12 protein-coding genes are annotated in these 11746 nt (G+C 64.2%); 6 read left to right on the plus strand and 6 right to left on the minus strand.

Annotation, left to right across the window (positions count from 1 at the left end; genetic code table 11):
- Positions 1–89 precede the first annotated feature (89 nt).
- The 3 genes from H6935_12745 to H6935_12755 all read left to right on the plus strand — a co-directional run bounded on the left by H6935_12745 (position 90) and on the right by H6935_12755 (position 1398).
- Positions 90–296 (plus strand): cold-shock protein, encoded by a 207-nt coding sequence (locus H6935_12745; protein ID MCP5279215.1) that lies wholly within the window; start codon positions 90–92, stop codon positions 294–296.
- 145 nt (positions 297–441) lie between these two features.
- Complete coding sequence (gene infA, locus H6935_12750) at positions 442–708, plus strand: translation initiation factor IF-1 (GenBank protein MCP5279216.1); 267 nt, start codon at positions 442–444, stop codon at positions 706–708.
- A gap of 18 nt (positions 709–726) precedes the next feature.
- The gene (locus tag H6935_12755; protein ID MCP5279217.1) at positions 727–1398 is read left to right on the plus strand and encodes an SAM-dependent methyltransferase; all 672 of its coding nucleotides are present in this window, start codon (positions 727–729) and stop codon (positions 1396–1398) included.
- A gap of 15 nt (positions 1399–1413) precedes the next feature.
- On the opposite strand, the gene H6935_12760 is transcribed toward H6935_12755, so the two are convergent.
- Entirely contained in the window at positions 1414–2223 is an 810-nt protein-coding gene (locus H6935_12760) for an ABC transporter ATP-binding protein (protein MCP5279218.1), read from the minus strand.
- A 251-nt stretch (positions 2224–2474) separates the two neighbouring features.
- Between H6935_12760 and H6935_12765 the strand changes: the two genes are divergently transcribed.
- Both H6935_12765 and H6935_12770 read left to right on the plus strand, forming a co-directional pair.
- Positions 2475–3254: a hypothetical protein gene (locus H6935_12765; GenBank protein ID MCP5279219.1), complete on the plus strand. Its 780-nt coding sequence runs from the start codon at positions 2475–2477 to the stop codon at positions 3252–3254.
- A gap of 455 nt (positions 3255–3709) precedes the next feature.
- Positions 3710–3907, plus strand: coding sequence for a hypothetical protein (locus H6935_12770; protein MCP5279220.1), 198 nt, complete (start codon positions 3710–3712; stop codon positions 3905–3907).
- A gap of 5 nt (positions 3908–3912) precedes the next feature.
- Here H6935_12770 and H6935_12775 read toward each other — a convergent pair whose 3' ends face one another.
- The 5 genes from H6935_12775 to H6935_12795 form a co-directional block, all read right to left on the minus strand.
- A complete protein-coding gene (locus H6935_12775; GenBank protein MCP5279221.1) occupies positions 3913–5082 on the minus strand; it encodes a putative C-S lyase in 1170 nt (389 codons plus the stop codon).
- Between the two features lie 7 nt (positions 5083–5089).
- The gene (ovoA, locus tag H6935_12780; GenBank protein ID MCP5279222.1) at positions 5090–7294 is read right to left on the minus strand and encodes a 5-histidylcysteine sulfoxide synthase; all 2205 of its coding nucleotides are present in this window, start codon (positions 7292–7294) and stop codon (positions 5090–5092) included.
- 261 nt (positions 7295–7555) lie between these two features.
- Positions 7556–8140 carry a universal stress protein gene (locus H6935_12785; protein ID MCP5279223.1) on the minus strand — a complete coding sequence of 195 codons (585 nt, stop codon included), beginning with the start codon at positions 8138–8140 and terminating at the stop codon, positions 7556–7558.
- Positions 8133–9938 (minus strand): SulP family inorganic anion transporter, encoded by a 1806-nt coding sequence (locus H6935_12790; GenBank protein ID MCP5279224.1) that lies wholly within the window; start codon positions 9936–9938, stop codon positions 8133–8135. The genes H6935_12785 and H6935_12790 overlap by 8 nt, the downstream gene beginning before the upstream one ends.
- Positions 9939–10029: 91 nt before the next feature.
- Positions 10030–11349, minus strand: coding sequence for a sigma 54-interacting transcriptional regulator (locus H6935_12795; GenBank protein MCP5279225.1), 1320 nt, complete (start codon positions 11347–11349; stop codon positions 10030–10032).
- Positions 11350–11526: 177 nt separating this feature from the next.
- Between H6935_12795 and H6935_12800 the strand changes: the two genes are divergently transcribed.
- Complete coding sequence (locus tag H6935_12800; protein MCP5279226.1) at positions 11527–11730, plus strand: hypothetical protein; 204 nt, start codon at positions 11527–11529, stop codon at positions 11728–11730.
- The last annotated feature ends 16 nt before the right edge of the window (positions 11731–11746 follow it).

The following is an 11746-nucleotide window of genomic DNA, read 5'->3' on the forward strand; positions in this document are numbered from 1 at the left end:
CGGTATTTCCCCGCTTCATTCCTACGCTGTCTTGACCTTCGTCCCCACGGGGCTTGCCCCATTTTTGTTATTTTTAGGAAGTTCAAGTCATGGCAACAGGTATTGTGAAGTGGTTCAACGAATCCAAAGGTTTCGGTTTCATCTCCCCCGAGGAAGGCGGCGATGATCTCTTCGCCCATTTCTCCGCGATCCAGAGCCAAGGGTTCAAGACCCTGGCCGAAGGTCAGCGCGTCACCTTCGAAGTGACCAAGGGCCCCAAGGGCCTGCAGGCGACCAACATCCGCGCCGCCGACTAAGTGGCAAGGCAGGCATGGCCTGGCGGCCATGCCACAAACGACATTCAGGGATGTGTGGTCGGGTGCAAGCCTGACCGCTCTCCTGCGAGTTACATACCCGGCGCAGGCCGGGTTTTTTATTTCCACTTTTCCTGGAGGTACGGCCATGGCCAAGGAAGAACTTCTTGAAATGAACGGCGTGGTGACGGAAGTGCTGCCTGACGCACGTTTTCTGGTCACCCTGGATAACGGACACACCCTGGTGGCGTACAGCGCGGGCAAGATGCGCAAACACAATATCCGCATCCTGGCGGGTGACAAGGTGTCCCTGGAGCTTTCCCCTTATGACCTGAGCAAGGCGCGCATCACCTACCGCCATATCGAAAACCGCGGTCCTGCCACGCCGCGGCCGCGCCCGCAGCGCAGGCACTGATTGCAGGTGAAGGGAGTCATGCCCGGCTACGAGGTCAAATACCAGCAAATTGCCGTGGCCGGGGGAGACGATCTGGTAATACGTTGTCTGCTGGATCGGCAGCAATATTCCGATCCCCTCGGCGAGGCCGAAGCGGCAGGCATTTCCCCCGCCAACTGGCCATTGTTTGGCCAGGTCTGGCCGTCGGCGCGCAAGCTTGCCGACCTGATGCAGGTGTGGGATCTGGGGGGGCGCCACGTGCTGGAAATCGGCTGTGGCCTGGGCTTGGCCAGCCTGGTGGTCCATCGTCGCCTGGGCGACGTCACGGCCAGCGATTGCCACCCGCTGGTGGAGGCATTCCTGCAGGCCAATCTGCTGTTGAACCAGTTGCCGGCCATGAAATACCTGACGGGCAACTGGGGGCGCGAAAACCCGGTGTTGGGCGAATTCGATCTGATCATCGGCAGCGATGTGCTCTACGAGCGCAGCCACCCCGAGCAATTGGCTGGCTTTATCCAGGCCCATGCGGCACAACGGGCCGAAGTCCTGATCATCGATCCCAACCGGGGCAACCGGAGCAGTTTCAACCGATGCATGTCCGGTTACGGCTATTCCCTGACGGAAACCCTTCTTGACGCGCCCCTGGCGGGGCACATCCCCTACAAGGGCCGCTTGTTGCACTACAGCCGGGGCATGCCCGGCACGCAGTGAAGTATCGGCTGGGACTCAGGCCGGCGTGCTGAAGCCCAGGTCCGCCTCCAGGGGCCTGGCAGGGTAGTGGAAATGCACCGGGCCGTCCGGCTCGGCGTGGAGGAACTGGTGCACGAAGGGGTCACCGGACCCGATGATCTCCTCCGTGGGGCCCTGGGCCACGATCCTGCCGTCCGAGAGGAAGTACACGTAGTCCACCACCTTCAGGGACTCCGAAACATCGTAGGTCACCACGATGGAGGTGGTGTCCAGGCTGTCATTCAAGCGCCGCAGCAGCTTGGCGATGACATTGAGGGAGATGGGGTCCAGGCCGGCGAAGGGCTCGTCGTACATGATGAGCATGGGGTCCAGGGCGATGGCCCGGGCCAGGGCCACGCGGCGTTCCATGCCGCCCGACAGTTCCTTGGGCATGAGCTTGTGGGCGCCCCTCAGGCCCACGGCATGGAGCTTCATCAGCACCATGTCGCGGATCATCTCCTCCGGCAGATCCGTGTGCTCCCGCATGGGAAAGGCGATGTTCTCGTAGGTGGACAGATCACTGAACAAGCCGCTCACCTGGAACATGACGCCCATCTTCCGGCGCAGCCTGTAAAGGCCGTCGGTGTCCAGGGCGTGCACATCCTCACCATCCACCAGCACCTGGCCCTTCTCGGGCCGCAGTTGGCCCATGATGAGCTTCAGCAGGGTGGACTTGCCGCAGCCGCTGGCCCCCAGCACCGCCACCTTCTTGCCCCGGGGGATGGATAGGTTGATGCCATCCAGAATCTTGCGGTTCTCGTAGGAGAAATGCAGGTCGCGGATTTCGACGACGTTTTCGCCGGACAACTTGGGCTCCCTTCAGGATGAGATTGCGTGGGCCAGTCTGGCGGCCCACGCGCAATGAGGGCGAAGTTATGCGGCTCGACTGGCGTGGTCAAGCCAAGATCGTTTGCTGTACGAACTGTCCGCCATGCCGCACCAAGCCTTATGTACAAAAATATATGAAATTAATGATCAACTAATAATGTTGATGGGTCGGATTGGGCGGGAGTAGGTTGTGCCCCCCGCCCACACACACGAGTATGAGGAGACACCCGATGAACCCGAAGAAAATTGTGACTGTCATGGGTGCTGTTGCCGCCTTTGCCATGGCAGCGCAGGTTTCCGCCGAAGGCAACCGTTACAACTATGAGCGTTTCTACCAACGCGAGATCAGCGTGTCCGAGGCCTACCTGGCCATGGAGCACAGCAAGGATTATCGTCGTCACCCCAGGACAGCAAAACCTGTGCTTATTGATGTGCGCTCGTTGCGTGAATACGCCTCCGGACACCCGGAAGATGCCTATAACGTGCCTTTCCCCTCAGTCAGCGGCATGCCAGTTCCTGCTGGACAGCCCCCTGAGCCAGCTCAGGACCCTGCCAAGCTTTACGATGAGGTCTACCGCATCGTAAATGGCAACCTGGATACCCCCGTCATGCTGCTGTGTCGTACCGGTTCACGCAGCGTGAGGGCTGGCAATATACTTGCCAACCCGGACTCGAACCCGGCAACCGTGGGAAAGCTTCCGTTTACGAATGTGATGAACATCTGGGAGGGCTTCGTTGGCCAATACCGTTACGCAATGACAAGTGGCGGAGATATTGTCGAGCCCCATGGAAAGCTAGATTTGAACAACAATAGCGAACATGACACCAACGCTGATGGGATAGACGATGACTACCCGGATGTTCATACACTGACTAAAGATGCCAACCCCGACAAGGATGGCTGGCGCAACTTCGCCGCCTTGCCCTGGACCACGAAGATTCAAAAGCCCCTGGCCTACGAACGTAACTCGGGCGCGTACAAGGCATTAAACCTGACCCCCGTGCAGTAACGCCCTGATCGTCTACCTGGTCTTTTGCAGTGATGGGGCTAGGTTTATGCAATGGAAACCCCCGTCCGACCGACGGGGGTTTCCATCTCTCAAGCCATGAGAACTGTCTCTGGCAAGTGGACTCATATTGCACTTTTAAAGTGTCGCACGCCCAACGTGTTGTCGGGCCAATTTACATCGACTGAGGCGATTACTTCGTAGCGGCAGGCTTCAGTGTCAGCGCCGATGCTCCCCGCATACCATAAAAAGATTCAATAAACACCTCCTCCGCTGACGCAAAGCCGCTTCCCGACTGGGCAGGCGTGGCATCGTGACCTGGTTGTTGAACATTCCCCGGGGGCGGTCTGGCTGTATGGGCATGAATAGTGCGTAACCAAGACCCAGACCATAACGATTCACTCTTTCACGCTTAATCGCGGCCGCCTGGCAGCCGCCAATACGATGAGGAGGCTGACATGAACCCACTTGACATTGCTCTATCCCACATTGCCCATGGCACCAGCTATTCATGGGATCTGACCACCCTGATCAGCCTGGGGGTCAGCGTTTCGCCCCAGTTGAGGCAGAGGATGCTGGCCGGCGCGACCACCCAGAAAGACGCCGATCAGCTGCGCGCCCTCTTGCGCAAGCAGTCCAGGAATCGCACCAGCTGAGCCATTCAGCCCAATGCCTGGCCCAGGCGATCCAGGGCCATACCCAACTCACTCCTGGGCAGGGCCACGTTCATCCGCATGAATCCGCTTCCCTCGGGCCCGAACTGGGTGCCGGGACTCAGGCCCAGGCCTGAGTCGACAAGGCGCTGGCGCAAAGCAGCATCGTCCAAACCCAACTCCCTGCAATCCAGCCACAGGAGGAAGGTGGCTTCCGGGCCTGTGCATTTCACCCGGGGCAACTGCTCTGCTATGTAGGCACAGGTCAGCCCGACGTTCCCCTTCAGGTAGTCCAGCAGGGCCGCCAGCCAGGGTTCGCCTTCCCGGTACGCCGCCTTCAGTGCCGTGAGGCCGAACAGGTTGGGGCCTTCCAGGTGGAGCCTGTGAACGGCGTCGTGGAGCCTTGCCCGCAGGCCGGGGTCGGGGGTGATGGCATAGGAGGTATTGAGGCCGGCGATGTTGAAGGTCTTGCCCGGGGAGTTGAGGGTAATGGTGCGTGCGGCCAGGTCCGGATTGAGACTGGCGATGGGTAAGTGCTTGCTTCCGGGGAAGACCAGGTCGGCGTGGATTTCGTCGCTGATGAGGGTGAGATCGTGGTGGGCGCAGATTGCACCCAGGCGTTCCAGTTCCTCCCGCCGCCAGACCCGGCCGCCGGGGTTGTGGGGACTGCAAAGCTGGAGCAGGCGCGTATCCGGGGTGATGGCCGCTTCCAGTTGCTCGAAATCCATTTCATGGCGCCCATCCAGCCAGCGAAGGGGATTGCGGATGACCTGGCGGTCGTTGCGCTCGGCGCTTTCGAAGATGGGGTTGTAGACCGGGGGCTGCACCACCACCGATGCACCAGGAAGAGTGAGTGCCTGCACACATAGGTCCAGGCTGGGCACCACGCCCGGAAGCAGGGTGATCCATTCCTTTTCCACCCGCCAGCCGTGGCGGCGCCATTGCCAGTCCATGATGGCCTCGAAAACGGCGGCATCCGCCAGGGTGTAGCCGTAGATGGGGTGGGCCACTCGTTCCGCCAGGGCCTGTTGCACGCAGGGTGGGGCGGCGAAGTCCATGTCCGCCACCCAGAGGGGCATCACGTCCTTGCGTCCGAACTTCACCCGCCGCAGGCCGTACTTGACGCTGTGGCTGTCCAGGCGGGAGATGGGGGTGTCGAAGTCGAAGCTGGAACGCAAAGCCGTCCTACCTTTTTTCCCATACCGTCATCTCTGCCAGGGTGTGCTGGTATTTCCGAGCGGTTTCCCGGATCACGAAGGGAATCTGGCGGGGTTCGCCCACCAAGCGGAAATGGGCATCCAGCACTTCGTGGAGGCCCTGCAGGGTCGTGACAGGCTGGCCGTGGCGTTGGAAGCCCCCAAGCCATTCTTCTTTAGCCGTGAACTCGCTCAGCCAGGTGTAGGGCGAGGTGAGCACCAGCAGGCCGCCCGGGTTGAGGCGTTCCTGTACCTGCTCCAGGAAGCGACGGGGGCTGTAGAGCCGGTCGATGAGGTTGCCGGCGAAGATGAGGTCGTAGCCGGTGAACAGGGGTTTCAGGTTGCAGGCGTCCCCTTGCCAGAAATCCACCTTGGTGGCGAGGCCTGTTAGCCCGTTGTCCGCCAGACCCAGGTCCTTCAGGCGGATGGTGCGCTGTTCCGTGATTTCCCCCTCCATGGGCAGTTCATAGCTGATCTGACCCGTTTCCTTGAGGGACAGGGCCAGGCGAACGAAGCGGGCGGTGAAATCCACGCCGTCCACGTGCTCGAAGGCCCGGGCCAGCTCGAAGCTGGCCCGGCCCGTGGCGCAGCCGATGTCCAGGGCCCGGCCCCTGGGTTTGTCCGCCATGGCCTCCAGGCAGAGGTCGGCGCAGGCCTTGGGGTAGTTGGGCACACCCAGGTATTCCTTGCCGTAGTGGAACTCGCAGTACTGGGCCAGCAGGGGGTCGGTTTCGTAAAACCCCGCGTGGGATTGTTCAACGAGCGCGTGATAAGGGTTGGGCCCCGCCTCCACGTAACGGAAGCCAGCGTGCTGGAAGAAGTGGCGGCGAAAGGCGTAGCGGGAATGGCGGTTGGCTTCGTTGCCCGTGCTGATCCAGCTGCCGCCCTTGATGAGGTTGTGTTTGTTGTCGAAGGTGGGGGTGGAGAAGTCGTCATACCAGGGATGGACCTGGAAGCCGGGGAAGGCGTCGATAGGGGTCTCGGTCCACTGCCAGACGTTGCCCACCACGTCGCAGAAGCCGTCGCGGAACTCGAAGTGGTCCACGGGGCAGCTGGAGGCCCAGTGCTCCAGGTTGATGTTGCCCGGTGCCTGGCCGGCCTCGCCCCAGTAAGGCTCGTCCGGGATGCCGCTGTGGTTCAGCAGGCAAGTCCACTCGTCCTCCGTGGGCATGCGGATGGACTTGCCGGTGACGGCGGCCTTCCAGTTGCAGAAGGCCTTGGCTTCCAGCCAGTTCACGTCCACGGGCCAGTCCCAGGGCATGGGGATTTCCTTCAGCAGGGCGCGGTAACGCCACTCGATGCCGTTGTCGCCGTGGCTGTTGTGGTTGGCCGCGTGCTTGACCCAGAACACCGGGTGCTCGGGCTTCCTGTAGGCCAGCCAGGCCTGGCCTTCCTTGCTCCACCACTGGGCCTCCCGGTAGCCGCCGGCTTCCATGAACTCCAGGAACTCGCCGTTGCTCACCAGGTAGCGGCTGGCCTTGAAGGGCTCCACGTCCGCCATGTGGTGGCCGTACTCGTTGTCCCAGCCATACTGGTTGTGGTCCCGGGCCTTGCCCAGGATCACCTGGTCGCCGGGCACGGGCAGCAGGTGGTTGACGGGGGCCTCGCCGCTGTTGGGGCACACGGTCCAGAAGGGGTCGTGCTTCAGGTGCTTGAGATCCGTCTGGCGGATGAGGACGGAGGAGGTTTCCAGGTGGATGCGCTCGTGCTCGATGCCCATGAGCACGGCCCAGAGAGGGTCGTCCCAGCCCAGTGGGAGGGTGAGGGGGACGGTGCGGATCACTTCCTTCACCACTTCCCTGGCCTGGGCCCGGTAGGCCCGCACTTCCTCCACGCCGGGCCAGTCGTAATGGCTGGCATTGAGGTCGTCCCAGCTCATCTCGTCCACGCCGATGGCGAATTGGGCCTCGAATACCGGATTGATGCGGAAGTCGATGAGCTTCGCCACGTTCAGCTTGTTGATGTAGAAGGTGGTGGTGTGGCCGAAGTAGAAGATGTGGGGATGGCGCAGGGGTTCCGGCTGCACGTGGAAGGTGTCGTCGCTGGCGAAGCTGTCGAACAGGCGCTCGAACAGGTCGTAGGTCTTCTCGAAGTAGTTCAGCAGCTTCAGCCGGAACTCCGCCGGGCTGCCGGCGTCCAGTAGCAGGTTGCGGGTGTGGAAGTCGCGCAGGGTGGTGTGGTGGTGTTGGGGCATGGCAACGGCGGGAACGAAGGCAAGCGGGCCTATCTATACCACATGGGTTTGTCAGCGCCCGCCTGCCCCCCGTGCGGTTGGAGCAAAAAGCCCGGATCGCCAATGAGGCGGCAGGAGGCCCGCTTGCGGGCCGAACCCACGCTTCGCGCCGCGAGCGGCGCTCCTACCGGGACCGCGAGGATGCCGAATGGATCATCCGGGATACGCCCTGCACCGGCCGGACAAAATTCCTCTCGGAGACAAGCGGGGCTTCCCGGCCCGTTACGCCCCGCTCAACAGACCGGCCGGGACCATGAACCAGCGCAGCAGTTGTTTGAGTCCACCCGTATTGCGGTGTTTGCGGCCCAGGGTCAGCAGATCGTGGCGACCGCCCAGGTATCCCGGGTCGTCCCCCGCCACCACCAGGTCAGGCTGCCAGTGAGCGATGCAGGCGGCAAAGCTGTGGGCGGGTTGGCCGTGGCGGGCCAGCAGTTCGGCGCGGTCGGCCCCCAGGTTGGCGCTCAGGAACCTCAGGCGGCGCAGGGCGGCCTGCTCGAAGCCCTGTTCCTGTTCCTTGCGGGTGGGGGGCGGATAACCGCCGTCCAGGCTGGGATCGGGATCGATCAGGTGCAGGAAGGCCAACTCGGCCCCTTCCAGGCGGGCCAGGTTGAGGGCGCGGCGCGCGACGGCTGCGCCGGTGTCGGAGAAATCCACCAGGGCCAGGATGCGACGATAGTGCAGCTCCCCGGCGTGAGGGCCAGGGGCTTCCCACGGTACGGAGCGGTGCCTGGCGGCCCCGGACTCAACAGTTGCCCCGCTCACCCCGCTATGCATGGCGGGGGTTTTGCCCGCCTCGTGGTCATGCATGCACGGCTCCCGCGGGCAGGGTCGGCGCCGCCTCCTCCGGAAGGGTGCTGCACTCCCGGAAGATGCGCACCTTGCAGGTGCGGCAGGCCGCCGGGTCCAGGCGGCGGTGGAGTTCCCGCACCGCCTCGGTCTTGGAGTCGAACAGGTTGGCGCCGCCGATGGCCTTCAGGGCGCCACTTTCCGCCAGTTGCTCCTGCACCGTGTCCTTCACCCGGATGAGGGACAGGCTGCCCCCCAGGCCCCGGCGGCGTTCCGCCTCTTCGGCCAGGAAGTCGGCCCCTTCCTTGTCGATGAAGTTGATGCCGTGGGCGATGAGGGCCAGGTGCTTCTGGCCGGGCATGGCCTGGTCCTGGTCGGCGATCTGCTCCCGCAGGTGGGACACGGCCCCGAAGTAGATGGAACCGTCCACCCGGGCGAAGCGCAGCTGGGGGCACTGGGGCGCGTGGCTGGCATCGGTGAACTTGCGCCGCTTGTCGTGGGGGTTGGGGGCCCGTACCCGCACGTTGGGCTTGGCCGTGCGCGACAGGTAGATGGCCAGGGACATGAGCACGCCGATGATGATGGCCTCCTCCAGGGTCAGGAACAGGGTGCCGGCGAAGGTGGCCACCAGGATGGCGCTTTCCATGCGGTTGGTCTTGAGGGTGTGCAGGATCTCGTCGAAGTCGATGAGGCCCCAGGCCACCAGGAACAGGATGCCGGCCATGGCGGCGTTGGGCAGGTATTGGGCCCAGGGAGCCACCAGCAGTACCAGCACCAGCAGGAACACGCCCGCCAGCATGGCGGCGATGGGGGTTTTGGCGCCGGCGGCATAGTTGACGCCGCTGCGGTTGAAGGAACCGGTGGCCACATAGCCGGAGAAGAAACTGCCGAACAGGTTGGACAGGCCCTGGCCCACGAACTCCTGGTTGCCGTCCACGTGCTGGCCGGAGCGGGCCGCCAGGGCCCGGGCGATGGACACCGCCTCGGTGAGGGCCAGCAGGGTCACGGCCACCACGCCGGAGGCCACGGCGCGGATGCTGTCCCCGTCCAGGGCGGGGGCGGACAGGGGCGGCAGGCTGGCGGGCAGGGCGCCCACCGTGGGCAGGGCGAAGCCCTTCCAGGCCGTCAGGGCCACCCCCAGGGCGGAGCCCCCCAGCATGGCCACGATCATGTAGGGCCATTTGGGCAACCAGCGCTTCACGGCGATGCCCAGCAACAGGGTGGCCAGGCCCACGGTGAAGATGCCGGGATCGATGCCGGCGACATGGGTGAAGGCCATGCCCCAGGTGTCGGCGAAGGAGGCCCCCCGGGCCACCTCCAGGCCGGTGAAGTGCTTCACCTGGTTGGTGGCGATGAGGATGGCCGCCCCGGCGGTGAAGCCGGTCACCACGGAATGGGAGATGAAGTTCACCAGGCTGCCCAGCTTGGCCAGGCCCATGGCGATCTGGATCACGCCCACCAGAAAGGTGAGGGTGAGGGCCAGGCTCACATACTCCGCCGTGCCCGGCTCGGCGTGGGGCGAAAGCACGGAGAACAGCACGATGGAGGCGGCGGTGGTGGGGCCGGACACCAGGTGCCAGGAGGAACCGAACAGGGCGGCGATGACCGCCGGGATCATGCCGGCGTAGAGGCCGTATTCTGGCGGCATGCCGGCGATGGTGGCGAAGGCCACGCCCTGGGGCAGGGCCACCAGGGCGCCGGTGAGGCCGGCCAGGGCGTCGGCCTTGACGCTGGCTTGATTCACTTTGGGCAGCCAGGACAGGAAGGGTACGAAGGGGCGGGCCCAGGCGGGCAAACTATTGACGGACGGCAGGGACATGAGGAGGGGCGGCGTGTGGATGGGCGACGCCCATCATGGGCTTTCCCTCGTGACCGTTCCGTCAAGTCCCGGTCAAGTCTTCGTCAAACCTTCAGGCCAGGCGGTGTTTTTGCAGTTTGCGGTACAGGGTACGTTCCGTCACGCCCATCAGGGCGGCCACGGTGCGCCGGTGTCCGCCGTGCTGGGCGAGCAGGTCGCGGATGTACTCCCGCTCCACGTCTTCCAGGCGCTTGGCTGGGATGGTGGGGGTGGCCTGGGGCGGGCGGGGAGTCTGCGTCGCGGCCGCGGCATTGGTCAGGGCGAGGTCGTTTTCCCGGATGATCCCGTCCCGGGACATGAGGGCGGCGCGCTGGAGCAGGTTGCGCAGTTCCCGCACGTTGCCGGGGAAGTCATGGCGCTTCAATTGCTGGGCGGCGGCGCGCTCCAGGCGAAACACGCGGCCATTCTTGGCCATGCGCTCCAGCAAGGCCTCGGCCAGGGCGGGGATGTCCTCCCGACGATCCCGCAGGGGCGGCAGGGTGACTTCGATGCCCGCCAGCCGGTAGTAGAGGTCCTGGCGGAAGCGCTTCTGATCCACCATGCCCAGCAGGCCGCGATTGGTGGCGGACACCACGCGCACGTTGGCGTTCAGAGGGGTGGTGCCGCCCACGCGCCGGAACTCCCCCGACTCCAGCACCCGCAACAGCTTGGCCTGGAGGGCGAGGGGGATCTCGGCCACTTCGTCGAGAAACAGGGTGCCCCCGTCAGTCAGTTCGTACAGGCCTTTCTTCTGGCCGGTGCTGCCGGTGAAGGCGCCCTTTTCGTGGCCGAACAACTCCGTCTCGAACAGGTGTTCCGGCACCGCCGCGCAGTTGATGGCGATGAATGGCCCGGCGGCACGGGGGGAGCGGTCGTGCACGAAGCGGGCGGCCAGTTCCTTGCCCACGCCGCTCTCGCCGTGGAGCAGGACGGAGGCCTCGCAATCCGCAACCCGCGCCAGGTTGTCCACACAGGCCAGGAAGGCCGGCGAGTGTCCCACCATGCGCATCTCCTCGCAGCCCAGTTCCGCCTCCACTTCCAGGGGATAGAGGATCTCCCCCAGGTACAGGGCGCCGTCGACGCCACGAATCGCGTGGCCCCGGATGCGCGTGCGCTCCGGCTCGCCGTCGGCGTGATAGTGGGTATGCAGCACCACGGTGGCCTGGCCGGTCCGGAACAGGGTCTGATGAGGGCAGTCCTCGCCGTTCTCGTGGCAGGGGCGGGGCGAGTGGTGGGAGACCTCGTGGCAGCGGCGCTTGAGGATGTCCTCCAGGGCCACGCCGTAGGCCTGGCAATAGTGCTGGTTGGCGGCGGTGATACGGTACTGGTCGTCGATGACCACGAAGGGCTGGTCGTGGGCTTCGATGAGGTCCTGGAGCCGGACGTGGGGCATGGCGGGGGCCCTGTCGTGAATGTCAGGCGACATGCTAGCAGTGTCATGACGTAATTGACATGTTCGGTGGCCAACGCCCGGGGGTTCTCCCCGCCGACGCCCATGGATAGGCGCTGGGAACGGGATGGCATGGTGGTTGCTGAGCAGGGCTCCCCTCTACCCAGATCGGAGCACGAGATGCCGGACAAGAAGAATTGGAAATTGCAGCCCCAGGTCGCCATGACCCCGGAGCTGGCGGATGAAGTGGCCAAGGTGGCTTGCGCCCTGAAGAGCCTGTCCGCCTACACCACCTTCGCCATGGAGCGGGAAGACTGCCCGGAGGACCTGCAAAAGATCGTCCAGGAAGGCCTGGACGCCATGGCCCGCATCTTCGTCTGGTAACCCGGCAACCCCGACT

The sequence above is a fragment of the Thiobacillus sp. genome, assembly GCA_024235835.1.
GTDB lineage: Bacteria > Pseudomonadota > Gammaproteobacteria > Burkholderiales > Thiobacillaceae > PFJX01.